This window comes from Pseudomonas sp. SB113, from assembly GCF_040754745.1.
In the GTDB taxonomy this organism is placed as follows: domain Bacteria; phylum Pseudomonadota; class Gammaproteobacteria; order Pseudomonadales; family Pseudomonadaceae; genus Aquipseudomonas; species Aquipseudomonas grimontii.
Genome location: NZ_JBFMHW010000027.1, coordinates 57,470 through 81,660, shown reverse-complemented (window position 1 = coordinate 81,660; position 24,191 = coordinate 57,470). Strand labels below are relative to the sequence as shown.

The following is a 24,191-nucleotide window of genomic DNA, read 5'->3' as shown; positions in this document are numbered from 1 at the left end:
GCCCCGGCGAGGCTGCGTCGGCCGCGACTCGAGCTTGAATCGGCAGCGCGCCTGACGCAGCCTCGCTTGCGCTCAGCAGCTGCTACGCGTTATCCTACTGAAGTTGTGTAGATACTTATGCTCATCGGGGGCAAGTCGAATCGTCGCACCGCCCCTCCCACATTTGGACCCTTGTACACCTCAAAAGGCCAATTTGTAGCCGATGGTCATCAGCATGATCGCCAGGCACGGGCGCAATACGCCGTCCGGGACTTTGCCGGTCATGTGGCTGCCGAAGTAAATGCCCGGCAGCGACCCCATCAACAGAAAGCCCAGCAAGTGCCAGTCCATATTGCCCATGCCGGCATGGCCCAGGCCCGCCACCAGGGTCAGGGGCACGGCGTGGGCGATCTCGGTGCCGACCAGGCGGCGCGTGGCCAGGAACGGGTAGAGGATAAACAACGCGACCGTGCCGAGGGCGCCGGCGCCGATGGAGGTGAGCGCCACCATGGTCCCCAGCACCGCCCCGGTCACGACGGTCAACGCATTCAGGTTGCGCGGGTTCATATGGTAGTGATCGCCCGCGTGACGCTGGGCGAACGCCAACAGGCGTTGCTTGAACAGGATCGCCAGGGCGGTCAGCAGCAGCACCACGCCGAGGGCCTGCTTGATCACCGCGTTCATGGCGCTGGGGTCGGTGTGCAGGCTGGCGAGGAACCACAGGGTCAGCAATACCGCAGGCACACTGCCCAGGGTCAGCCAGCCGGTGATGGTCCAGTCGATGTTCTTGTTCTTGCTGTGTACCAACACGCCACCGGATTTGGTGATGGCCGCGTACAACAGGTCAGTGCCCACGGCCGTGGCCGGGTTGATGCCGAACCACAACAGGATCGGGGTCATCAACGAGCCCCCGCCTACACCGGTCATGCCCACGATAAAACCAACGATCAGGCCCGCAATTACAAAACCAAAGTTACCCACTTCCATCAAAGCTACCTGCGGCCTTATAAAATTCTGGCCGCAGGATAGCGATTTTTCTTATAACGACTTATATCAATATGATCTGACTTTATGCCTTTTCTGGCAGTCGGCGACAGACATACGCTTGGGTCTGATAAGGAAACGCCACCGTGTCGCGGTCTTTCAGTGCCGGGTGGGTGGCGATCAAGCCACGTAACTGCTCGGTCACAAGGGCTTTTTCAGCCTCGGGCAACGCGGCAATAAAGCTCACGGAGAGGACGCGATCCATGATCACTTCCTGTGGGCTACCTACGTGGGTGTAGGGGAAACACGTCATTTCGGGGTCGGAAAAGTACTCGCCGTTGAACGCTTCGCGCCAACGCCCGGAGTGAAAACGCGGGGTATCACCCTCGTAGGGCGTAATGATCGCGGTGATCGCCGCCACCCAGTCCACCGATTCATCGCGCACGTTCCACACCAGCCCAAGGCGCCCATCGGGCTTGAGTACGCGATGGATTTCCTCCAGCGCGGCCTGGGTGGAGAACCAGTGGAAGGCTTGCGCGCAGACCACCGCGTCAGCGCTGGCGGTTTCCAGGGGGATGGCTTCGGCGGTGCCATTGACCAAGCGCACATCCGGCAGCAGGCGGGTCAACTGCGCGCCCATGGCCTGCACCGGTTCGACGGCGATCAACGTGGGCGCCAGGGTGCTGAGCAGCCGCGTGAACTTGCCGGTGCCGGCGCCCAGGTCGATCACCAATGAGTGCGCATCGACGCCGAGTACATCCGTGAGCCAGCCGGTGAGCTGCCTGGGATAATTCGGCCGGCCTTGGGCGTAGGTGACGGCCTGGGTAGAGAAACCTTGTTGAGCAGACGCGTGAACACCAGTCATTGCCAATCTCTCCTCGGGTAAAGCGGGGGCACAGTGTGCGCCTTCCGAGGGGGATTTTCTAATCGGCAGCAGTGGGCAACCACACCCGAAAGCGTGCGCCGCCCAACGGCGAGGCCAATGCGGTCAGGGTGCCGCCCTGGGCTTCCATGGCGCGCCGGCTGATGGCCAGGCCCAGGCCAAAGCCGCCCGTGGCGCGGTCGCGGCTGCGGTCGAGGCGGTAGAACGGTTCGAAGATGCGCTCGCGCTGGTCCAGCGGAATGCCAATGCCGTCGTCATCCACCCAGATTTCACAGCCCTTGGGGCAGACCTTGACGCCCACCTGAATGCGCTTGTCGCAGTAACGCGTGGCATTGCGCAACAGGTTTTGCAAGGCGCGGGCGGTGAGGCGTGGGTCGAGGCTGAAACGCTCCACGGTGCAATCGAGTGCCACATCGATAACGATCTCGGGGTTTTCCAGTTCGTCATCGACGCTGCCCAGCACGCTGTCGATAAATTCATCGAGCACCACTTCGACCCGCTCCGGCAATTGCGCCGGGTTTTGCAGGCGGCTGTAGGACAGCAACTCCAACACCAACTCGTCCAGCTCACGAATATGCGCAACCAGGCCGTGCAGGCGCTCGCGGCTGGCCTCTGGCAAGTCCTCCGAGAGCGCCAGGGCCAGGCCGAAATCCAGGCGCGTGAGCGGTGTGCGCAGCTCATGGGAGACCGCATTGAGCAAGTCGCGCTGCTGGTTGAGCAGGTGTTCGATGTCGTCGGCCATGGTATCGAACACCGCCGCCAGGCTGCCGATGTTGGAGCTGGTCGGGATGTGGGTGCGCTCGGCCAGGTTGCCCTTGCCCAGCTGCGTGGCGGTGCTTTTCAGGCGTTCGAGATCGCGCCAGTGCGGGCGCAGCCAGAACAGCAGGCAGGCCAGTAGCGCCGCACCGATCAGCACGTTCATCGACCAGTACAACAGGTTCATGTCCAGCGGGTCCGGCGGAACGGTGAGCTTGACCACGAACTGGTCGTTAAGCGGCGAACTGATGTCCTCCATCCAGCCAAACTCCCCCAGGTGAATCACGGGTTTGCCCTGCTCCAGCAGTTTCGCTTCCTGCGCGCTGTAGCTGGCGTCCTGGCGCAACAGCAATTGCACTTTAAGGGGCGCGAAGTCACGTCCCAGTTGCTCGGTCACCTGGGACCAGCGCTCCACCGGCGCGCGCAGGTACTGCTTGACGATCAGCTTCTGCATGCCCCGGGACTGCTCGACGTTGTAGTCCAGGTAGCGGTGTTCGAACAGTTGGATCACCAGCTTGGGAATCAGGAAGATCGCCGCGCTGTAGGTGACGATGGTGATCAGGTAAAGGCGTAGCAGCACACGAAACATCGATCAGCATTCCCACTCGGAACGGCTGAACAGGTAGCCCTTGCCCCACACGGTCTTGATCTTGCGCGCCTCACCGGCGTGGTCGTCGAACTTGCGGCGCAGCTTGGAGATGGCCACGTCCACCGAACGGTCGGTGCCGTTGAACTCGATACCGCGCAGGCGTTGCAGGATCTGGTCGCGGCTGAGCACCTCGCCGGCATGCCGGGCCAGCACCACCAGCAGGTTGTATTCGCCGCTCGACAACTCCACCGCCTGCTCGCGCCAGGTCACGGTGCGTTCCGACAGGTCGATGCACAGGTTGCCCATCAGGATCTGGTCGCTGGCCACCTGGGGCTCGGACAGACTGCTGCGCCGCAGCAAGGTGCGCACCCGCGCCAGCAGCACCCGCGGCTCACAGGGTTTGGTGACATAGTCGTCGGCGCCCATTTCCAGGCCCAGCACCTGGTCGTGGCTGTCGTCGCGGGCGGTGAGCATCAGGATCGGCAGGCCCGCTGAGTCGGCGCGCAGCAGGCGGCACACTTGCAGGCCGTCGAGGCCGGGCAGCATCAGGTCGAGGATCACCAGGTCCGGCGGGTTGAGGCGCGCGCGTTCGCGGACGTGGTCGCCACGGCTGAGCACGCTGACGTGGTAGCCATTGCGCTCCAGGTAGCTGGCAATCAGCTCGGAGAGTGCAGAGTCGTCTTCCACCAGGAGGATGTTGGGCATGAAGGTGTTTCCAGAAAATACAGTGATGTGTCGTACACAAATCCAATGTGGGAGGAGGCTTGCCCCCTCCCACATTGGATCTTCAGTGTTTGCAGGATTGTGCAAGGATATACGCCCTCGGCGCCCCGCGCGCCGCACCTTACATTTCTTCACAGACGACCTACACAGCTTCACAGCACCACGGCGCAGGTGCCCTTAGGATGCGCCAGTCAATATTGGGATAAGAGCATGTCGAAGAATCTGTTTGCGCCATTTTGCCTGTTGGCCCTGACGCTGGCCCTGAGTGCCTGTGACAACTCCGCCGACGAAGCGCCGCAAATGCCCCTGGCCAAAGTGCGCATCGAAACCCTTGAAGCCAAGCCCCTCTCCATCACCAGCGAGTTGAGCGGCCGCATCGCCGCGCCGCGCATCGCCGAAGTGCGCGCACGGGTGGCCGGGGTGGTGATGCAACGGGTCTTCAAGGAAGGCCATGACGTCAAACAGGGCGATGTGTTGTTTCGCATCGACCCGGCACCGTTCAAGGCTGACCTGGACAGCGCCCAGGCCAACCTGAGCAAGGCCGAGGCCAATGCGTTCCAGGCGCGCCTGCAAGAGCAGCGCTACAGCCAGCTGGTGGAAGGCAACGCCATCAGCGGCCAGGACTACGACAACGCCCGCGCCAACCTGCGCCAGACCAACGCCGAAGTCGCCGCCAACAAGGCCGCCGTCGAGCGCGCCAGGTTAAACCTGGGCTACGCCACCGTGACCGCGCCGATTTCCGGGCGCATCGGCCGCGCCCTGGTGACCGAAGGGGCACTGGTGGGCCAGAACGAAGCCACGCCCTTGGCGATCATCCAGCAACTGGACCCGATCCACGCCGACCTCACCCAGTCCACCCGCGAGCTCAACGACCTGCGCCGCGCCTTCCGCGCCGGCAGCCTGAAGCAGGTCGGCCAGGACCAGGCCAAGGCCACGTTGATCCAGGACGATGGCAGCCTCTACCCGCTGCCGGGCAAGTTGCTGTTCGCCGAGATCAGCGTCGACCCGGGCACCGGGCAGATCATCCTGCGCAGCGAGTTCCCCAACCCGGACCTCGACCTGTTGCCCGGCAGCTTCGTGCGGGTACGCCTGGAGCAAGCCGTCGACAAACAAGGCATCAGCGTGCCGCAACGCGCCATCACCCGCGACAGCGCCGGCATCCCCATGGTGCTGCTGCTCGACGCCGAGCAGACCGTCAGCCAGCAGCCAGTAGAACTGGGCGCGGTAATCAATGACCGCTGGGTGGTCAGCCACGGCCTCAAGCCCGGCGACCGTATCGTCGTCGAAGGCCTGCAGCACGCGCGCCCCGGTGAAAAAGTCGAGGTTGATGACAGCCCGACGCCCCTCGCCCCGGCTTCCGGCCAATAAGGATCATTGACAATGCCGCAGTTCTTTATTGATCGCCCGATCTTCGCCTGGGTGGTCGCCCTGTTTATCCTGCTGGCCGGTTTGCTGGCCATCCCGCAGTTGCCGGTGGCGCAGTACCCCAACGTTGCGCCGCCGAAGGTGGAAATCTACGCGGTGTACCCGGGCGCCTCGGCCCAGACCCTGGATGAAAGTGTGGTCAGCCTGATCGAGCAGGAGCTCAACGGCGCCGATCACCTGCTGTATTTCGAATCCCAGAGCAGCCTCGGCTCGGCGACGATTACCGCCACGTTCCAACCCGGCACCCACCCGGAAATGGCCCAGGTCGATGTGCAAAACCGCCTCAAGGCGGTGGAGCCACGCCTGCCCCAAGCGGTGACCCAGCAAGGTTTGCAGGTGGAGAAAGTCTCCGCCGGCTTCCTGCTGCTGGTCACCCTCACCTCCAGTGACGGCAAGCTCGACGACGTGGCGCTCAGCGATTACCTGGCGCGCAACGTGATGAACGAACTCAAGCGCCTGGACGGGGTGGGCAAGGCGCAGTTGTATGGCGCCGAACGCGCCATGCGCATCTGGATCGACCCGCAGAAGCTGATCGGCTTCAACCTCACGCCGGCCGATGTGAATGCCGCGATCAGCGCGCAAAACGCCCAGGTCTCGGCCGGTAGCATCGGCGATTTGCCGGGCACCAGGACCCAGGAAATCACGGCGGCGATCCTGGTCAAGGGCCAGTTGTCCACGCCGGCGGAATTCGCCGACATCGTGCTCAAGGCCAACCCGGACGGTTCCACCGTACGCATCGGCGATGTGGCGCGGGTAGAAGTGGGCAGCCAGGAATACCAGTTCTCCACACGCCTGAACGGCAAGCCGTCCACCGCCGTCAGCGTGCAACTGGCGCCGGGCGCCAATGCGCTGAACACCGCGACCCTGGTGCGGGCGAAGATGGACGAACTGTCGCGCTATTTCCCGGCCAATGTGGAATACAAGATCCCGTACGACACCTCGCCGTTCGTCAAGGTCTCGATCACCAAGGTGGTCTATACCCTGCTCGAAGCGATGGCGCTGGTGTTTGCGGTGATGTTCCTGTTCCTGCAGAACGTGCGCTACACGCTGATCCCGACGCTGGTGGTGCCGATTGCGCTGATGGGCACCTTCGCCACCATGCTGTTGCTGGGCTTCTCGATCAACGTGCTGACCATGTTCGGCATGGTGCTGGCCATCGGCATCCTGGTGGACGACGCCATCGTGGTAGTGGAGAACGTCGAACGGATCATGGTCACCGAGGGCCTGTCGCCCAAGGACGCGACGAAGAAAGCCATGGGCCAGATCACCGGCGCCATCGTCGGCATTACCCTGGTGCTGGTCGCGGTGTTCCTGCCGATGGCCTTCATGGCAGGCTCGGTGGGGGTGATCTACCAGCAGTTCTCGCTGTCGATGGCCACCTCGATCCTGTTCTCGGCCTTCCTCGCCCTGACCTTGACGCCAGCCCTGTGCGCCACCCTGCTCAAACCGATCGCCAAGGGCGAGCACCATGCCAAGGGCGGGTTCTTCGGCTGGTTCAACAAACGCTTCGAGCAACTCAGCGACCGCTACGAAGGTTGGGTGGCCTATGCGCTCAAGCGTAGCGGGCGATACCTGCTGATCTACCTGGTATTGCTGGTGGGCCTGGGGCTGATGTTCAGTCGCCTGCCCTCCTCGTTCCTGCCGGTGGAAGACCAGGGCTACACCATCACCGACATCCAACTGCCCCCCGGCGCGAGCAAGAACCGCACGGTGCAGGTGGCCGAGCAGATCGAAGCGCACAACGCCGGGGAGCCAGGGGTGGGTGACACCACCATGATCATGGGTTTCAGCTTCTCCGGCTCCGGGCAAAACGCCGCGCTGGCGTTTACTACGCTCAAGGACTGGTCGGAACGCGGCAGCGATGACTCCGCCGCCTCGATTGCCGACCGCGCCAACATGGCCTTCAGCGAGCTCAAGGACGCGATCGCCTATGCGGTCCTGCCGCCTCCCGTGGATGGCCTGGGCACCTCCAGCGGTTTCGAGTTCCGCCTGCAGGATCGCGGCGGTGTTGGCCATGCGGCGTTGATGGCGGCACGTACCGAGTTGCTCGACGCCGCCGGAAAAAGCCCGATCCTGAACAATGTGCGCGAAAGCGCCCTGGCCGAGGCGCCGCAAGTGCAGCTGGAAGTCGACCGCAAGCAGGCCAACGCGCTGGGCGTTTCGTTTGCCGATGTCGGCAACGTGCTGTCTTCGGCCATCGGCTCGGCCTATATCAACGACTTCCCCAACCAGGGCCGCATGCAGCGCGTGGTGGTGCAGGCCGAAGGTGACCAGCGCAGCCAGGTGGCGGATTTGATGAAGATCCACGTGCGCAACAAGGATGGAAAGATGGTCCCGCTGTCGGCGTTTGTCGAAGCCAAATGGACCCAGGGCCCGGCGCAACTGACGCGGTATAACGGCTACCCCGCCATCGCCATTTCCGGCGAGGCGGCACCGGGGCATAGCACCGGCGAGGCGATGGAAGAAATCCAGCGCCTGGTCAGCCAACTGCCGGCGGGCCTGGGCCAGGAGTGGACTGGGTTGTCGTTGCAGGAACGTTTGTCCGGCTCCCAGGCCCCAATCCTGTTGGGCCTGTCGCTGCTGATCGTGTTCCTGTGCCTGGCGGCGCTGTATGAAAGCTGGTCGATCCCGACTTCAGTGCTGCTGGTGGTGCCGCTGGGCGTGCTCGGTGCGGTGCTGGCGGTGACCTTGAGGGGCATGCCCAACGATGTGTTCTTCAAGGTCGGCCTGATCACCATCATCGGCTTGTCGGCGAAGAACGCGATCCTGATCATCGAGTTCGCCAAGGACCTGTACGACCAGGGCGAAGACCTGATCGACGCCACCCTGAAAGCCGCACGCCTCAGGTTGCGACCGATCATCATGACCTCGCTGGCGTTTATCCTCGGCGTGGTGCCACTGGCGATTGCCACCGGTGCCAGTTCGGCGAGCCAGCAGGCGATTGGTACCGGGGTGATTGGCGGAATGATCACGGCGACGTTGGCGGTGGTGTTTGTGCCGGTGTTCTTTGTGGTGGTCATGAAACTGGTGCGCAAAAAACGCTAAGGCTTTTTGGGGGACACTGTAACTGTGGCGAGCCCGCTCGCCACAAAAAATGCGCTAAGGTGCTCACATGTAACCATCTGTGAGCTGCCATGCCCTTCCTCGCCCGCACCCACCCTCGCCTCTCCGCCGCCGCCGTGCTCGGCCTTGCCGTAGGCATCCTGATACCGGCCGAAACGCTCGTGAGCAAGATCCTCATCGGCTGGAACGCTGGAGTCTGGACTTACCTGGTGCTGATGCTGTGGCTGACCAGCCGCGCCCGGGCCGACGATGTAAAGCGCATCGCCGAAATCGAGGACGAAAACGCCGGGCTGGTGCTGTTCACCGTGTGCATCGCCGCTATCGCGAGCCTGGCCACCATCACCTTCGAACTGGTGGGCAGTAAAGACCTGGTCACTTCCGAGCGCCTGCTGCACTACGGCGTTACCGGGCTGACGGTGATCGGTTCATGGCTGTTGATCGGGGTTATTTTCAGCGTGCATTACGCCCGCCTCTACTACACCTGGGATGGCAAGGAGCCGGCGTTGCGTTTTGCCGAAGGGCTGTTGACGCCTAACTACTGGGACTTCCTGTATTTCTCCTTCACCATCGGCGTGGCGGTGCAAACCTCTGACGTCGGCGTCGCCACCCGGGGCATGCGCAAGGTGGTGCTGGGTCAGTCGCTGATCGGTTTTCTGTTCAACACGGCCATCCTGGGATTCTCGATCAACATCGCCGCCGGGCTGTTCGGCTAGGCTGCACAAACCTTCTAGACGCTCAGGTGTCGGTGGGCGCTAATACCCTTACACATTCCGTCCCGGTGCTTTATGGCTGCGCATAATTGGATCGATTTGTCCCAGGACGCCGACACCGGCATCGAGACCCTGCGCGCGCATTTCGAGGGCCACGCCTACGACCCGCACTGGCATGACAGCTACCTGATCGGCGTCACCGAACAAGGCGTGCAGCAGTTCAACTGCCGCAGGGCCCGACACAACAGCGTGCCCGGCCAGGTGTTCCTGGTGGAACCCGGTGAATTGCATGACGGCGACGCGCCCACGGCGGACGGCTTTACCTACCATATGCTGTACCTCGACCCGCAGTGGCTGGCGCGGGAAGTGAGTGCGGTGTTCGAAGAGGCGCCGCTCGACAGCCAGCTGGGTTTCGCCACGACTTTGACCAGCGATCCACGCCTGGCCATCGCCACCAGCCAGGCGTTCCAGACCCTGCACAGCGGTGAATTGCGCATCGTGCGCCAACGTGCCATGGATCAATTGCTCGAGCGCCTCACCGGTCACCTGGCGTGGCGCACGCGCTACCGTGACGATCCACGCTTGCCACTGGTCGCCCATAAGGCCCGCGAATACCTGCACGCCCACCTGCATCACGATGTCGGCATGGACGAACTGGCCCTGGCCTGCGGCGTCGACCGCTTTCGCCTGACCCGCGCGTTCAAGAGCGCCTTCGGCCTGCCGCCGCATGCCTACCTCGTGCAACTGCGCTTGGCCCGTGCCCGGCATTTGTTGGCCAAGGGCGAGCAACCGGCGGATATGGCGATTGCCCTAGGCTTTGCCGACCAAAGTCATTTGGGCCGCTGGTTCGTGCGTGCCTACGGCTTGACGCCCGCCGCCTACCGCAGACGCTGCTCAAATCTTCCAGACAGTTAACGCACAGGCTTGTGAGGATGGACGCCACTGAACTATTCACTGGAGTCCCCAGCATGCCCTCCCCGTTACTGCCCTTCCTGTTATTTGCCTTCGTTGCCTCCATCACCCCCGGCCCCACCAATATCCTGGTGCTCAGCAACAGCGCACGCTATGGCCTGCGGGCAGCACTTCCGATCATCCTCGGAGCATGTGCCGGCGCGGCCGGGATTGTGTTGGCGGTGGGTTCAGGCCTCGGTGAATCACTGATCCACCTGCCGCGCGTGCAAACCGCCATGCAATGGGTCGGCATCGCCTGGTTGAGCTACCTGGCCTGGCAGATCTTCAGCGCACCGACCCACGCCGTCGAGACCGATGCGGCACAGAAGCGCCTGGGCATGATCGGTGCGGCCAGCCTGCAACTGGTCAACCCCAAGACCTGGATGATGGCGTTGGCGGTGGTCAGCGTGTTTGCCGGGCAGGGAGATGGGCGTCAGGCGCATGTGCTGAGCCTGTCGGTAGTGTTCTTTTTGGTCTCTTTGCCGTGCCTCGGGGTGTGGGCGTTGCTGGGGGCAGGGTCTGGCCGGCTATTGGCATCCGCGAAGGCGATGCAGCGGCTCAATCAGGTGATGGCGATCCTACTGCTGGTTGCTGCGTGGATCGGCGTACTGCCACGGGTATAAAAAACCGACGAATGGCTAGTGGAACCTGTGAGTTCTGACAGTTGTGCACTGCCGCCACGTGGCGCTGAATAAAGTCACTCACACCCTGTACCCAATTGAAGAGCCGGGGAGATTATTCGTGGCGCTACAACCGACTAACAATAATCTGGTTAGAAATGGCAGCTTTGCCAATCACGAGAGCTATTGGAACGCGACAGCCACCGCTCCCGGCCGAGTCGATTTCTCGGGCCAAAACTGCATCATCACGGCCACCGGGCAAGCCGAGCAGGACCTGGCCGTTTCCGGTGCCACCGCCTACACCTTCAGCGTATTTACGCTGATCACCTATAACGGTGCGGGTTCAGCCCAGCTTGTATTCCAACCCTCGGCAACGACTGAATCCATCGCGCTGGACGGCAATCATGGCTGGTTACGCAGTGCGATATCCGTCAATACGCCTGCCGACACCATTGGAGTAACCATCAAACTGGTCGGTGATGCCGGAGATGTCTGGTTCGATAACGTGAGGCTGGTGGAAGAGGACGGCGCCATCATTCCTATCGAATTGGTCCGCAATGGTGATTTCGCCGATCAGATCGATGAATGGACGGTCACGACGCCTCCTGGCTCAAACGTCACCTTCCATGACAACCAGTGCCAGGTAAACCTCGGAGGCTCCATTGAGCAGGTGATTACCGTCACGCCAGGACAAACCTACGATTTTTCCATTGACGCAATGACCCCCACGGACGGCCATGGATTCGCAATATTCGAATTCGCACCGGACAACGCAGCGCAGGTAGAACTTCGCGGCGACGGCGGCTGGGATACCTACACCTACTTGCTGACCATTCAGGAGGCAATAACAGAGTTCACGCTGCGAGTGCTCGGTGTGACCTTCCTCGTGGTCGACAGCCTATCCCTTACATCGGCGGCGGCTCGGAGAGCCAACCCCTGCCTGTCCAACCCACGCCCCCATCAACCAAACGTATACAGCCCAGCGCAGGAGAACCGCATCATGACCACTGCAAACGCTCAAAAAACTGCACGCCAAGAGGCCGAAACGAAATTTTTCCAAGGCAGGATTGGAGACGAAGATTTCAAGGCCAACTATGTAACGCACACTCTCCACGACGACTACTGGCTGCTGGAGGGAACTCAGAGAGTTGAAGACTCGGCAAACAGAACGGTGATTGTTTTCAAATACCTCTTCGACCGTGAAGTGCTGCCGTCAGGTCGATATACGCTGAGGGAAGATGAAGAAGAACGCCGATTCGCGGTCATCATCATGCGATTGGGCAACGCCAACATACCGGCCTATACGGCAGAAACAGGCACCGTTGAGTTCTTTCATGATGAAGACACGAACCACACGAGTGGCGGCTTGGATGTTTACTATACAAACACCCTGGGCATTAAAGTCCGTGTACAGATGCTGTTCAGCGAATAGCCATTTTCCGCTCAAGAAAACGCCCCGGTTCCGGGGCGTTTTCTAATCGACGTGTACCTATCGCCGCAGGCGCTACCAGGTATAACGCACCCCTACATTCACCCCCCACGGCTGATCCACGCTTTTACCTAGGCCATAATCAAAATCGCCATGTAACTGCAGGTTACTGGACATCGTCACCGCGACCCCCGCGCCAAACTCAGCACGCGAACCCGACAGATCGTTGTTGAAGGTATGGTTGTTGACTGACACCTTGTTGCTTTTGGCAAACTCATGGGCCGCGGCTGCGCGCAGGTAGGGCTGAACCACACTGCCGTCATCCATCACAAAGTCACGGCCTGCGGTCACACCCAACTTACCCAATACCGAGTTCGCGTGCCCCCCCTTGGCTTTCATCTGATTGTCCAGCGTGTAGCTCTTGCCTTGTACGGCAACCACCGAGGCTTGCGCAAAAGGCTCGATGAAAAACTCATCGTCGAGCTTGATGTGCTTGCCGACTTCCGCAGATACGCCCAGCGCGTTAGTGCTGTAGCTACCTTTGGCTTTGGTACCATCGCTTAAACCGACGGTGGAGTTATTGTTTAGCCGGTTCACCTTGGCCACACCGTCGAAGTAGTAACCGCTTTCCTCATCCAGCCAAGTTGCATACAAACCGCCGTAGTAACTCTTGATATTCCCCGAGGTGCCTCGGTCAAGATCCAGGTCTGAGTCGCTATGGCCCGCAATGACGCCCACGAGCCATGGGCTGTCTCCCACTTGCGCATCGGCCCCCAAGGAGAAGCCGCGCTGGGTTTGCGTATACCCGCCCCCGGCAGTTCCTGCCACTTCATACTTGTTGCCATAGCTGCGGATCCAGCCGCCTGTCTCGCCGCCGTTATACCGCAACTCGCCCATGCGGCTACGCAGTGAGGCCATTTCGCCGTACCACACTGTAGGTGCCGCGTTGAACAAGGCCAATACCGAACGTGTGCCGGGGCTCACGGTGCGCTGGTTCGGGTCCAGGTACCAATCGTTGCCCACCTGCGCAAGCCCGTAGGACCACGCGCCTACATCGACCACATCGCCCACCAGAGAGAACTGCGCGTCGCCACCGCCGGTATGCACGATACGCACGTTCGAGGGGTCGCTCGGTTCTGCGCCGCTGCTGGCGATCAATAGGGCATGGGTGCCGGTTGCGTTACCGGAGATGTTCAGAAAGTCGGTCCTGCCAGTGGCAAAGTCGGTGCCCATGACAAAGGTACCTTGCCCGGAAAGGCTCTCCAGATCCAATTGGTAGAACGCTGCGTCGTCACCAAACTTGACGACGCCATCGGCCAGGCTCAGGCCCCCGACCTGGCTGTTGCCGGTGAGGTTCCAGAACGAGTTGGCTCCGACTTCCAGGCTGGAAACGTTATCCAGCCGACCGGTCAAAGAGGCAAAATTGTTCAGTTTCAAATGCGCGGTGCTACCCGCCTCGACAATGACGTTGCCTTCAAGTTGGCTGTTGAGGACATTCATATTGGCGTTCGAGCCACCGGTGACCTCCAGCAACGAGCCATTGCCGCCGATCAAGGTAGACCCGTTGCGCACCTCAATGTCAGCAGTCGCTGCAAGCCCGTTGTTCGCTTGCACCAGCAATGCAGAACCGGTCTGGCCATGAACGCGTGTCTGATCCAGAACCAGCGTATTGGTGCCGGGTTCGGTTCGATCAACCGACAATTCAATGCCGTTGCGGCCACCAGTGATAGTGCTCTGATGGGCTATGGTCGTAGCACTTTGCATGCGCAGGCCGTAGCTGTTCGCACCGGTCCCCAGCAGCAGGCTGCGGTCCAGTTGCAGCAGGCTATTGCCGGTAACGGCAGCGGCACCCATCTCTCCGACAATGGAGCTGCCGATGACTGTCGCGGTGGAGCCTGCGGTATCTGTCGAATAACGGCTGACAAGCAGGCCAATGCCTGCAGCGCTGGACAACACACTGTCCGTGACTAACGCACTGCTGCTCAACAAGGTCAATGCGTTGTCGGAGGCGATAATTCTGCTGTCGTCGACCGTCACCTTCGAGCCGCCTTGGGCGTGTACGGCGCCGAACACTTCACTGCCGTTACTCATATTGACATTGGAGTTGTGGGCATACACATCCCGCGTAGCGCCTTCGACAACGTTAAGCGTGGCATTGACCAGTTGGTAATCGTCCACCAGGTCAGCATGCCCAACGTTCTCAGTGGCATTTTCAACAAGCTTGGCCTGAACATGCGGCGCCAACAGCAGCAAGGTGACAAAAGAAGGCAAATGGAAAAAAGCCGCCAAGGGTTTTAATTTGAATATTGAATTGATACTCACGACACATCACTCATTCCACAGACGTTCCATAACGGAACTGTTCGGCCTATTTCCAGAGCGTTGGATCCAGGCCAGTCAAGGCCGGCAAATTACTGATTGGCGTTAACGTGGTATGTAGGATTTATCTGTGAGACGCATACGAAAGGTGTGCGCAGGCTTGGAACCATGAGCATGAAAACAGTGAGGGGGCTTAAGCCCCCTCGATAAACGCGATCAGTCGTCGGGATCTTCCAGGACGGGTATCTCCTCGCAGAACAGTCCTCCCAGGTTGGCAAAGCGTGTGGTCGTGAAACCACGCTGGGATTTCACCGGACCTTCGCTTGGCACATCGACGAAATAGTGAATATCCACGGAATTACGAGCGCAAGGCCTTACGACGGTCATATAGGGACCGATCTTCATATTGAACCCATTGGCGACCATATCTGGCGTGAGGGGGGCCGACATAAACACAAACGGGTCACCCAGCGGCGTCGTACCCGCCACATTGCTGAAGATCTGCCACTCAAGCCTGATTTGGTCGTGCTCCTTGAAATAAACCGTGTTCCCCGGAATCCTGATCACGGCTTCGCGTGTCACCACCTCAAGGTCCGTGCAGGCCATGGGGGTAGTGACCTTTATAAAAGTGGGCGCCTCCAACACGACCTGATTGGCGCGCACGGTCACGATCTGCGGGGGGGATCTCTGGATGTTGCCATTGGTCAACCAACTCAAGGTATAGAACACGCTAATCAAACCGTTACCTACAGCCCGGATAACCTCCCACGGCACAATGAACGTCAGCGTTGCACCCGGGCCTTCTGTCGACAGCGTTTGAGGCGTCAATGGATGGGCCATGTCGCCCCAATACGGCGTAATGATGATGCCGGGGGCCGGTAGTGGCTGCTCCCAAAGCACAAGTGTCAGCTCGGCGTCATTGCCGAAGTCGTCCTCCGGCAACACGTTCTCCTGGACCGGTTCGGCGATCCCGACCACTGTCACCTCATTGAGCTGATCGTTCTCCTCTCCCTCACCCGGGTCAGGGCCTGGGGCGGAGAGGTCCACCAGGAACGTTGCTTGCGGCGCGTGCGTTTCTTCACCGTTACGGTCGACAAAATAGTTGATGACCGTGGTCTGCTCACCCGTGGACTCCCCATACTCAGCGAAAATGGTCGCTTTCGGGATGGGCAGCAACAAAGGAAAAGGCAGGTACAGGTTGACGGGAAAACGCATCGCCGGTTGCCCTGCATATGTCAATTCAATGACATCGGTCGGCAGGTAGTTTTTGTACTCGAGGATAACGGCATGGACGCCATCGGGGTTCTGCGCATCCGCCAGGTCAATCAGACCGTCCGCAGGTTGGGGCGCCAAATCCACTTCCGCAACCAAAGGTTCAGGGTCTCCTACCATTTTGACCGATACGATCACCGGGGTTGAGTCTTTACTGGGGTTTCCAGCCAGGTCTATGTAGACGCAAAACAGGTAATATTGCCCGCCCGCATTCAGGTCAAGATCGTCCCATTCCAGGGTGAACGACAATTCATCGGTCACGGGAAAGGTATCAATGGGATTGGACAACTGCGAGGACGGATAGCGTGCGAAATACACCACGATACGGTCACCCGGTTTGCGACCATTCTCTGGATAGTCAGAATAGGTGCACACCAGGCCGTCCGGATTCGCGTCAATCACTTGCCGGTTGATTTCCCCCGCGCTGATCACGAAATCCGGCAGTTCAGGCGCTGGAGGATGATTACGATCGTACGGTGGTTCGTGATCCACTTCCAACAGCGCTGGAAATGACTCCGTTGGCGTCACCCCTCCCTCCCAGACGATATAACCAACCTCATGCTCTCCAGGGGTCAAGCGAGACACCGGGAGTTCTCTGACAATCGGATCATCGGGAGACGGGTCCCCTGGTCGGTTGAACGTGATTCTATAGAGACGTGCGCCCCAGCCCGTTACCCCCCTGCCGCGTTTATGAATATCCACGTAATCTGATAAAGGATCCAAATCCAAACCAGAAACGTCGATGGTAATGGGCAGAGGTTTTTTGGAGTTTGCGTAGGAGATCAACCCATTGGCGTTCAGCGTGTCAAATTTGGGTGCCTCCAACACTAGAATCCCCGCTCCACGCTCGGCCCGATACGCGCGTGCAGCCGCACGCGAAGCGAGTGCAGCCTTTTGTTTTTGCGCGACAGTCTTCCCGGGCTTTTTTTTGCCGACTGCCTGTTGGTTCGTCAACGTCGTCATATGTCTTCTCCGTCATTACTTCGACCATAGTGTTACAACCAAACAGGCTTTCCGCAGGTACTACCGTCGTGCGCGACTACGCCCTAGAACACCTGTATCTCATTAAAGATTCAGCTTTATTTATCAGGACCATCGCCGTCAGGGCCGCACCAAACCTCTCCTCTGCGCCGATCAATTTTCACATAGCGAATCCGCGAACGCCCGAGTACACGGGTGCCACGCATCAAGGTGTATTCGGCGGAAGCAGAACTACCTAAGCTGTGAGGGTCAGGGGACCTTATCGGTTTGACTTTCTCGTCATATTTGTCCTGCTGGAACACATAGCCCCTGCTGGCATCTTCAAGGCTCAGGACTCTTTCCAACACATCCCCGGTGCCAGCGATAGGTCGCGTACCGGCGAACTCTTCGTAACCGTGCCAACTTAAAATCAGCTTGTCGCCCGCTTCCATCAATGCGTGATGAGGAACCTTCAGCGGAATGTAATCCCATATACGCGGTTCGGAAGTACAGTTAAGAAAGTTACCCAGATTGGCACTTGGAAACTCTACATTCAACAAAGTGACGGGTGGGGCGACATCGAGTATGGCCTCTGAGAAATTGGCCAACTGTTCATTCACGCCATTATAGGTCGTATAAAAGACCGCTAACTTGTCGTGATTTCCGAGCGCCTCAAAGACCGCCCAGGGAATATCCGTAAATTCAATCACCTTATCGCCGGTATCACCATCGGCTGTATTGACTACATAACTGGCAACGGGTTTGCTGGTATCGGGAAACTCACCCAAATACAACTCCAGCAACTCCCCCGCCAGTGGCGAGTTATAAAGCGGAACATGTGCATAGATACGTTTATCTTTGTCGCGAAGATCAATGTAGTTTTCTGTCTGCGAGCCTTCACCGAATAACGTCGCTTTATGATAAGTACGATTGAGCAGCGCGGGCGCCTCGGGATTCGGGTCGCCCGCAGTGGTGAAGTTCCAGCGGTACAAGGTACCTGGGCTGGGTGGCGACGGGGCCCCCTCCGGTCCCCGGGTCACATGATAAACCGCGAAATCGGAACCTGGGCCTTCACCGTAAGCAATCAGCACATTCCAGGGGATCGTGATCGTCGAGGTACTTTGGCTAACGCGATGGGGGGTGATGAGGGTTTTCCCCCACCTTAAGTGAATAAAGTCGTTCACTTCCCAATGGTCATACGAGACACGGACCGTTACGCCCAACCGCGCGTCATTGAGGTTGATCAGTCCATCGCGCATCGCCTCGATGACAGGTGCCTTCAAACCGATGGGTGAGGGAATCAAGTCGACAACGACGGACGCCTGATCTGATCGAGGGCCACGATTGCCGGAACGGTCCTCAAGGCGAATATGCACATACTGAATGCCATTCGGAAACTTCCGGAACATCACCCCGGGAATTGGCACTATCAACGGTGTGTCTTCAAAAGGAAAGTCTACATAGCCATCTGCCGCACTGTCGGGGGGCGGTGAACTTTCTGACACATAGTAATAAGCCCGATCAAATCCGCGACGACCATTATAGGCAGACAAGACAATATCGACCGTGGAATGCATGGAGAGATAGCTCTCATTAATCAACCCGGTAGGTAAACCGGGTGCGGGCGGCGCCACATTGTTATTCGGCGGCAACGTATCGAGATGCAGTATGCGTACCTCAGAAGGCGAGAGAGTCCCTGTATGATCTTCAATGCTATAAAACAGCTCGACGCGACCATCAACCAGATAGTCTCGCGAAATCGTGATTTGAAAGGGAAATTCCAAACGGATGGGGCCGTCCAAGCGCTGTCTGTAGGGCGGCACGCCCTGACCGCCATCCCGGTTCCAATGAAGCGTCAGTATGTCGAACGCACTGGGGTCCTGGGCGGAATCCGGCCACAGTTCACTAATCACGACGACGAGATCGGTCGCGAGATGCTCATGCGGAACATACCCATGCAGAATGGGTGGTTCCACGTAATCAAGTACGGGGATTTCAAGATCGGCCAATCCGGAAGCATTTCGGCGTATTGGCCGACGCCGTTTACCGCCGGGAATCTTCATATCTCCTCCTGGCCATAACGCCTGGTACTGATCAGTGATGGACATGGCAAGAATCTAACGCCCATTTAGCGCTGGTGAATACTGTCAGAACTCACAGGTAGGGGTACCCGTTCATCGGATTCCCTAAGCACCGGTTCTTGACCTGATCAATGAATTGGCGTTTTATGAAACCGGTTTCAGAACAGCTGGTATTCACCTCCAATAAGAAAGGCCCGCGACCGTGACCCCTTTTTCCGCTGCCCAACGCACCCGCGTCACCATGCTCGACGTCGCTCAACACGCCGGCGTCTCCAAGGCCAGTGTGTCGCGCTTTATCGGTGACGACCGCGCCCTGCTCTCCGATGCCATTGCCCTGCGCATCGAACAAGCCATCGAACAGCTCGGCTACCGCCCCAACCAGATGGCCCGTGGCTTGAAACGTGGCCGCACGCGCCTGATCGGCATGCTGGTGGCCGACATCCGCAACCCCTACTCCATTGCCGTGATGCACGGCGTCGAAACCGCCTGCCGCCAGCACGGCTACAGCCTGGTGGTGTGCAACACCGACCGCGACGACGAGCAGGAGCGCCAGCATTTGGCGGCGCTGCGTTCGTACAACATCGAAGGGCTGATCGTGAATACCCTCGGCCATCACCTCGACCAACTGCTGGAGCTGCAGCGGGAAATGCCCCTGGTGTTGGTGGACCGCAAGGTCGAGCCGCTGCACAGCGACCTGGTGGGGCTGGATAACCCGGCGGCGGTGCGCATGGCGGTGGAGCATCTGGAGCAGCAGGGTTATCGCGATGTGCTGCTGGTGAGCGAAGCCACCGATGGCACCAGCTCACGCCTGGAGCGCCTGGCCAGCTTCAAGAACGAAATCGCCCGCCGCCCGGCATTGACCGGTGCCATCGTGGAATTGGATGACGAACTGCAAAGTCGTCTACAACACTTTCTCGCCAAACCCGGCCCCAAGGCCCTGTTTTGTGCCAACGGCATCACCGCGCTGGCCTGCACCCGTGCGCTCAAGGCGTTGGGTTGCAACCTGTTCGACGACGTGGGGCTGGTCGCCCTGGATGACCTGGATTGGTACCCGCTGGTAGGCACTGGCATCACCGCCCTCGCCCAACCCACCGAAGCGATTGGTGCCAGTGCGTTCGACTGCTTACTCAAACGGTTGCGCGGTGACACGGCGCCGACCCGCACCCTGGATTTTTTGCCCCAGTTGATCATCCGAGGCTCAACCCAGCGCCCCTAGACGTAGAGTCAATTAGACATTTAACGTCAAAAAATGAAACCGGTTTCAGAGGTAAACAACAATGCATAAATACCCCGTCTCCATCAGCCTTTCCAGCTACGGCGCCGACCTGGTCCGCCAGCAGGGCCAATTGAGTTTTGTCGAACTGCTGGCCGCCGCCGGTGCCCAGCGCATCGAGTGGCGTGAAGAACTGTTGACCAGCGAGCAACCCGCCCAACTGGCCCAGGCTGCTGCCGAGCAGGGCCTGGAAGCGGTGTTCTCATCGCCGTTGGAATTATGGATCGCCGGCCGTGCCCAGCCGAATGCCGAACTGAACGCGACCCTGGACCGCGCCCAGGCCTTTGGTGCGCGCTGGCTGAAAGTCTCCCTCGGCTACTTCACCGACACCAACGACCTGGAAAGCCTGCACGCCCTGCTCAACCGCCACCCCGTCCAGCTGCTGGTGGAAAACGATCAGACCCTGCACGGCGGGCGGATCGAGCCGATGCAACGGTTTTTCACTGAGGTCGAACGCCTGGGTCTGCCGGTGAAGATGACCTTCGATATCGGCAACTGGCAGTGGCAGGACCAATCCGCGCTGACCGCCGCACGCCTGCTGGGCCGGCACGTGGACTACCTGCACTGCAAAGCCGTGGCGCGTCGCGCGGACGGCAAGCTGGTGGCACTGCCGCCCGGCGCCACCGACCTGCATCTGTGGGAACAACTGCTCAAGCACATGACTCAAGGTATTACCCGGGCGGTGGAATTCCCGTTGCAGGGCGATGACCTGGTCGACGTCACCGCGCAGCAAGTGGCGGCCCTCGCGCTCCTTGGCCAACCCCGTGCGGAGAACGCCCATGTCTGAGATCGATATTCTGTCGTTTGGCGAAACCATGGCGATGTTTGTCGCCGAGCAGACCGGCGACCTGGCCCAGGTGGCGCAGTTTCACAAACGCATTGCCGGCGCCGACAGCAATGTTGCCATCGGCCTGTCGCGCCTGGGCTTCAACGTCGCCTGGCTGAGCCGGGTGGGCAATGATTCCCTCGGGCGTTTTGTGGTCGACACGCTCCAAAAAGAAGGCCTGGACTGCCGGCATGTGGCGGTCGACCCGTTGCACCCCACCGGTTTTCAGCTCAAGTCCCGCGAAGAAGCCGGCGATGACCCGCAGGTGGAGTACTTCCGCAAGGGCTCGGCCGCCAGCCATCTGTCCATCGACGCCATCAGCCCGGCGCTGCTGCAAGCCCGCCATCTGCACGCCACCGGTATTCCGCCGGCGTTGTCGGAGGCCACCCGCGAGCTGTCCGTAGCGTTGATGACGCAGATGCGCAACGCCGGTGGCAGCGTGTCGTTCGACCCGAACCTGCGTCCGTCGCTGTGGACCAGCCAGGAACAGATGATCCGCGAAATCAACGCCCTCGCCGCCCTCGCCGACTGGGTCCTGCCGGGCCTGGGCGAAGGCCGTTTGCTCACCGGTTTCGACGACCCGGCGGATATTGCCGCCTTCTACCTCGACCAGGGTGCCGAAGCCGTGGCCATCAAGCTCGGCGCTGAAGGCGCCTACTACCGCACCCACCTGGGCCAAGGCTTCGTCGCCGCCGTGCCGGTGGACAAGGTGGTGGATACCGTTGGCGCCGGCGATGGCTTTGCCGTGGGCATGATCAGCGCCTTGCTGGAAAACCTCAGCTTCCCCGAGGCAGTGCAGCGCGGCAATTGGATCGGCAGCCGCGCCGTGCAAAGTCGCGGCGACATGGAAGGCTTGCCCACCCGTTCTGAGTTACCCACCCGATCCGTCGCTTGACCCACACCCTGTTGCCACAACTACAACAAGCTCAGGAGCAACCCTATGGAAACCGTGAAACTCGCCACCCGTCGTTGGTGGTACATCATGCCCATCGTTTTTATCACCTACAGCCTGGCGTACCTGGACCGCGCCAACTACGGCTTCGCCGCCGCCTCCGGGATGGCCGAAGACCTGATGATCACCCCCGGCATGTCGTCGCTGCTGGGTGCACTGTTTTTCCTCGGCTACTTTTTCTTCCAGGTGCCGGGGGCGATCTACGCGCAGAAACGCAGCGTTAAAAAACTGATTTTCGTCAGCCTGATCCTCTGGGGCGGCCTGGCCACCCTGACCGGGGTGGTGTCCAACGCCTACATGCTGATCGTCATTCGCTTCATGCTCGGCGTGGTCGAAGCCGCCGTGATGCCGGCGATGCTGGTGTACCTGTGCCACTGGTTCACCCGTGCCGAACGCTCGCGCGCCAATACCTTCCTGATCCTCGGCAACCCGGTGACCATGCTGTGGATGTCGGTGGTGTCCGGCTACCTGGTGCAGCATTTCAGCTGGCGCTGGATGTTCATTATCGAAGGCCTGCCGGCGGTGCTGTGGGCGTTTATCTGGTGGAAGCTCGCGGATGAAAAACCCGCGGACGCCAAGTGGCTGAGCGAGCAACATAAAAAAGACCTGGAAGCCGCGCTGGCCGCCGAGCAAGTCGGTATCAAGGCGGTGAAGAACTACGCCGAAGCGTTCCGTTCGCCCAAGGTGATCATCCTGGCGCTGCAGTTCTTTTGCTGGAGCATCGGCGTGTATGGCTTCGTGTTGTGGCTGCCGTCGATCCTCAAGAAAGGCTTGCAGATGGACATGGTCGAAGCCGGCTGGCTGTCGGCCCTGCCCTATCTCGCAGCCGTGATCGGCATGCTGGTGGTGAGTTGGGGTTCGGACAAACTGCAAAAGCGTAAACGCTTTGTGTGGCCGCCGCTGTTGATTGCCTCCATTGCCTTCTATGCGTCCTACGTGCTGGGCGCCGAACACTTCTGGTGGTCCTACACCCTGCTGGTGATTGCCGGGGCGTGCATGTATGCGCCGTACGGGCCGTTTTTTGCCATCGTCCCGGAAATACTCCCCGCCAACGTTGCGGGTGGCGCCATGGCACTGATCAACAGCATGGGCGCCCTGGGCTCGTTCGGCGGCTCCTACCTGGTGGGTTACCTCAATAGCAGCACCGGCTCGCCCGGCGCTTCGTACCTGCTGATGAGCGGTGCGCTGATGCTGTCGGTGGTGCTGACGATTTTCCTCAAGCCCGGCGCCAGTGACCGTGAACGCGCGCCGCTGCCAACCCTTGAATTGAAGGTAAAAGCTCAATGAAAAAGTCTGTGGTTTTGTACAAGAAACTCTCCGCACCGTTGATGGCGCGCCTGCATGAACACGCCGAGGTCACGCTGATCGAAGCCCTGGACGAGACCGGCCTGGCCAAGCTGCGCGACGCCCTGCCCACTGCCCACGGCCTGCTGGGTGCCAGCCTGCGCCTGGATGCGCAGTTGCTGGACCTGGCGCCGCACCTGGAAGCGGTGGCCAGTGTGTCCGTAGGGGTCGACAACTACGACATCGACTACCTGACCCAACGCGGCATCCTGCTCAGCAACACCCCGGACGTACTCACCGAAACCACCGCCGACACCGGCTTCGCGCTGATCCTCGCCACCGCTCGGCGTGTGGTCGAGCTGGCCGACATGGTGCGCGCCGGCCAGTGGAACAAGAATATCGGCCCGTCACACTTCGGCAGCGACGTGCACGGCAAGACCCTGGGCATCATCGGCATGGGCCGCATTGGCGAAGCGTTGGCCCAGCGCGGGCATTTCGGTTTTGGCATGCCGGTGCTCTACCACAGCCATTCGCCCAAACCGGCGGTGGAACAGCGCTTTGGCGCGCAGTACCGCAGCCTTAACGATTTGCTGCAACAGGCCGATTTTGTCTGCCTGACACTGCCGCTGACCGCCGAAACCGAGAAGCTGATCGGCGCCGAGCAATTCGCACTGATGGGCCCGGAGACGATCTTTATCAATATCTCGCGGGGCAAAGTGGTGGACGAGGCGGCGCTGGTCGAGGCCTTGCAGCAACGTACGATTCGGGCGGCGGGGTTGGATGTGTTCGAAAAGGAACCGCTTGATCACGGCTCGCCGTTGCTGCGTTTGAACAATGTGGTGGCAACGCCGCATATCGGCTCGGCGACCCATGAGACGCGGGAGGCGATGGCGAAGTGTGCGGTGGATAATCTGTTGGCGGCGTTGGCAGGTGAAAAACCGAAGAACCTGGTCAATCCGGAGGCCCGGAAGCAATAACCACTGACAAAACAGAGAACAACTGTGGGAGGGGGCTTGCCCCCGATAGCGGTGGATCAGTTATAGATAAGTTGACTGACACACCGCCATCAGGGCATAGGTATCTACACAATTTTCAGAGACTGGCGAGTTCCC

General features: G+C 60.2%; 18 protein-coding genes. 11 read left to right on the top strand and 7 right to left on the bottom strand.

Going from position 1 to position 24,191, the window contains the following annotated elements:
• Positions 1–180: 180 nt before the first annotated feature.
• The 4 genes from AB1462_RS26695 to AB1462_RS26680 form a co-directional block, all read right to left on the bottom strand.
• Positions 181–966, bottom strand: a complete 786-nt coding sequence (locus tag AB1462_RS26695; RefSeq protein ID WP_027606416.1) for a sulfite exporter TauE/SafE family protein — start codon at positions 964–966, stop codon at positions 181–183.
• A gap of 82 nt (positions 967–1,048) precedes the next feature.
• Positions 1,049–1,828 carry a class I SAM-dependent methyltransferase gene (locus AB1462_RS26690; RefSeq protein WP_367248386.1) on the bottom strand — a complete coding sequence of 260 codons (780 nt, stop codon included), beginning with the start codon at positions 1,826–1,828 and terminating at the stop codon, positions 1,049–1,051.
• 58 nt (positions 1,829–1,886) lie between these two features.
• The gene (locus tag AB1462_RS26685) at positions 1,887–3,191 is read right to left on the bottom strand and encodes an ATP-binding protein (RefSeq protein ID WP_367248385.1); all 1,305 of its coding nucleotides are present in this window, start codon (positions 3,189–3,191) and stop codon (positions 1,887–1,889) included.
• A 3-nt stretch (positions 3,192–3,194) separates the two neighbouring features.
• Entirely contained in the window at positions 3,195–3,896 is a 702-nt protein-coding gene (locus tag AB1462_RS26680) for a response regulator transcription factor (protein WP_090405147.1), read from the bottom strand.
• 228 nt (positions 3,897–4,124) lie between these two features.
• Between AB1462_RS26680 and AB1462_RS26675 the strand changes: the two genes are divergently transcribed.
• The 6 genes from AB1462_RS26675 to AB1462_RS26650 all read left to right on the top strand — a co-directional run bounded on the left by AB1462_RS26675 (position 4,125) and on the right by AB1462_RS26650 (position 12,115).
• The gene (locus AB1462_RS26675; protein ID WP_259193794.1) at positions 4,125–5,282 is read left to right on the top strand and encodes an efflux RND transporter periplasmic adaptor subunit; all 1,158 of its coding nucleotides are present in this window, start codon (positions 4,125–4,127) and stop codon (positions 5,280–5,282) included.
• A gap of 12 nt (positions 5,283–5,294) precedes the next feature.
• Complete coding sequence (locus tag AB1462_RS26670) at positions 5,295–8,384, top strand: multidrug efflux RND transporter permease subunit (RefSeq protein WP_367248383.1); 3,090 nt, start codon at positions 5,295–5,297, stop codon at positions 8,382–8,384.
• An 89-nt stretch (positions 8,385–8,473) separates the two neighbouring features.
• Positions 8,474–9,115 carry a DUF1345 domain-containing protein gene (locus AB1462_RS26665; protein ID WP_259193797.1) on the top strand — a complete coding sequence of 214 codons (642 nt, stop codon included), beginning with the start codon at positions 8,474–8,476 and terminating at the stop codon, positions 9,113–9,115.
• A 72-nt stretch (positions 9,116–9,187) separates the two neighbouring features.
• On the top strand, positions 9,188–10,027 hold the full coding sequence (locus AB1462_RS26660) for an AraC family transcriptional regulator (RefSeq protein ID WP_259193799.1): 840 nt from the start codon (positions 9,188–9,190) through the stop codon (positions 10,025–10,027).
• 53 nt (positions 10,028–10,080) lie between these two features.
• The gene (locus tag AB1462_RS26655) at positions 10,081–10,686 is read left to right on the top strand and encodes a LysE family translocator (RefSeq protein ID WP_315339197.1); all 606 of its coding nucleotides are present in this window, start codon (positions 10,081–10,083) and stop codon (positions 10,684–10,686) included.
• 118 nt (positions 10,687–10,804) lie between these two features.
• Entirely contained in the window at positions 10,805–12,115 is a 1,311-nt protein-coding gene (locus AB1462_RS26650) for a hypothetical protein (protein WP_367248380.1), read from the top strand.
• 72 nt (positions 12,116–12,187) lie between these two features.
• Here the strand turns inward: AB1462_RS26650 and AB1462_RS26645 are convergent, their stop codons facing one another.
• The 3 genes from AB1462_RS26645 to AB1462_RS26635 form a co-directional block, all read right to left on the bottom strand.
• Positions 12,188–14,434, bottom strand: a complete 2,247-nt coding sequence (locus tag AB1462_RS26645) for an autotransporter outer membrane beta-barrel domain-containing protein (protein WP_315339201.1) — start codon at positions 14,432–14,434, stop codon at positions 12,188–12,190.
• Between the two features lie 213 nt (positions 14,435–14,647).
• Positions 14,648–16,666, bottom strand: a complete 2,019-nt coding sequence (locus AB1462_RS26640) for a hypothetical protein (protein WP_367248378.1) — start codon at positions 16,664–16,666, stop codon at positions 14,648–14,650.
• A 116-nt stretch (positions 16,667–16,782) separates the two neighbouring features.
• Positions 16,783–18,726 (bottom strand): hypothetical protein, encoded by a 1,944-nt coding sequence (locus tag AB1462_RS26635; protein ID WP_367248376.1) that lies wholly within the window; start codon positions 18,724–18,726, stop codon positions 16,783–16,785.
• Positions 18,727–18,946: 220 nt separating this feature from the next.
• Between AB1462_RS26635 and AB1462_RS26630 the strand changes: the two genes are divergently transcribed.
• The 5 genes from AB1462_RS26630 (at position 18,947) to AB1462_RS26610 (ending at position 24,056) form a co-directional block, all read left to right on the top strand.
• Positions 18,947–19,960 carry a LacI family DNA-binding transcriptional regulator gene (locus AB1462_RS26630; RefSeq protein WP_367248374.1) on the top strand — a complete coding sequence of 338 codons (1,014 nt, stop codon included), beginning with the start codon at positions 18,947–18,949 and terminating at the stop codon, positions 19,958–19,960.
• 61 nt (positions 19,961–20,021) lie between these two features.
• Positions 20,022–20,804 carry a sugar phosphate isomerase/epimerase gene (locus tag AB1462_RS26625; RefSeq protein ID WP_259193805.1) on the top strand — a complete coding sequence of 261 codons (783 nt, stop codon included), beginning with the start codon at positions 20,022–20,024 and terminating at the stop codon, positions 20,802–20,804.
• Positions 20,797–21,738 (top strand): sugar kinase, encoded by a 942-nt coding sequence (locus AB1462_RS26620; RefSeq protein WP_090405189.1) that lies wholly within the window; start codon positions 20,797–20,799, stop codon positions 21,736–21,738. Before AB1462_RS26625 ends, AB1462_RS26620 begins: the two co-directional genes overlap by 8 nt.
• Positions 21,739–21,783: 45 nt before the next feature.
• Positions 21,784–23,082, top strand: a complete 1,299-nt coding sequence (locus tag AB1462_RS26615; protein ID WP_090405191.1) for an MFS transporter — start codon at positions 21,784–21,786, stop codon at positions 23,080–23,082.
• Positions 23,079–24,056, top strand: coding sequence for an NAD(P)-dependent oxidoreductase (locus tag AB1462_RS26610; protein WP_367248372.1), 978 nt, complete (start codon positions 23,079–23,081; stop codon positions 24,054–24,056). The genes AB1462_RS26615 and AB1462_RS26610 overlap by 4 nt, the downstream gene beginning before the upstream one ends.
• The last annotated feature ends 135 nt before the right edge of the window (positions 24,057–24,191 follow it).

Bases quoted from the DNA above. Each gene is read 5' to 3' on its own strand.
- AB1462_RS26695 (WP_027606416.1), bottom strand. From the start codon at position 966: ATGGAAGTGGGTAACTTTGGTTTTGTAATTGCGGGCCTGATCGTTGGT.
- AB1462_RS26690 (WP_367248386.1), bottom strand. From the start codon at position 1,828: ATGACTGGTGTTCACGCGTCTGCTCAACAAGGTTTCTCTACCCAGGCC.
- AB1462_RS26685 (WP_367248385.1), bottom strand. From the start codon at position 3,191: ATGTTTCGTGTGCTGCTACGCCTTTACCTGATCACCATCGTCACCTAC.
- AB1462_RS26680 (WP_090405147.1), bottom strand. From the start codon at position 3,896: ATGCCCAACATCCTCCTGGTGGAAGACGACTCTGCACTCTCCGAGCTG.
- AB1462_RS26675 (WP_259193794.1), top strand. From the start codon at position 4,125: ATGTCGAAGAATCTGTTTGCGCCATTTTGCCTGTTGGCCCTGACGCTG.
- AB1462_RS26670 (WP_367248383.1), top strand. From the start codon at position 5,295: ATGCCGCAGTTCTTTATTGATCGCCCGATCTTCGCCTGGGTGGTCGCC.
- AB1462_RS26665 (WP_259193797.1), top strand. From the start codon at position 8,474: ATGCCCTTCCTCGCCCGCACCCACCCTCGCCTCTCCGCCGCCGCCGTG.
- AB1462_RS26660 (WP_259193799.1), top strand. From the start codon at position 9,188: ATGGCTGCGCATAATTGGATCGATTTGTCCCAGGACGCCGACACCGGC.
- AB1462_RS26655 (WP_315339197.1), top strand. From the start codon at position 10,081: ATGCCCTCCCCGTTACTGCCCTTCCTGTTATTTGCCTTCGTTGCCTCC.
- AB1462_RS26640 (WP_367248378.1), bottom strand. From the start codon at position 16,666: ATGACGACGTTGACGAACCAACAGGCAGTCGGCAAAAAAAAGCCCGGG.
- AB1462_RS26635 (WP_367248376.1), bottom strand. From the start codon at position 18,726: ATGAAGATTCCCGGCGGTAAACGGCGTCGGCCAATACGCCGAAATGCT.
- AB1462_RS26625 (WP_259193805.1), top strand. From the start codon at position 20,022: ATGCATAAATACCCCGTCTCCATCAGCCTTTCCAGCTACGGCGCCGAC.
- AB1462_RS26620 (WP_090405189.1), top strand. From the start codon at position 20,797: ATGTCTGAGATCGATATTCTGTCGTTTGGCGAAACCATGGCGATGTTT.
- AB1462_RS26615 (WP_090405191.1), top strand. From the start codon at position 21,784: ATGGAAACCGTGAAACTCGCCACCCGTCGTTGGTGGTACATCATGCCC.
- AB1462_RS26610 (WP_367248372.1), top strand. From the start codon at position 23,079: ATGAAAAAGTCTGTGGTTTTGTACAAGAAACTCTCCGCACCGTTGATG.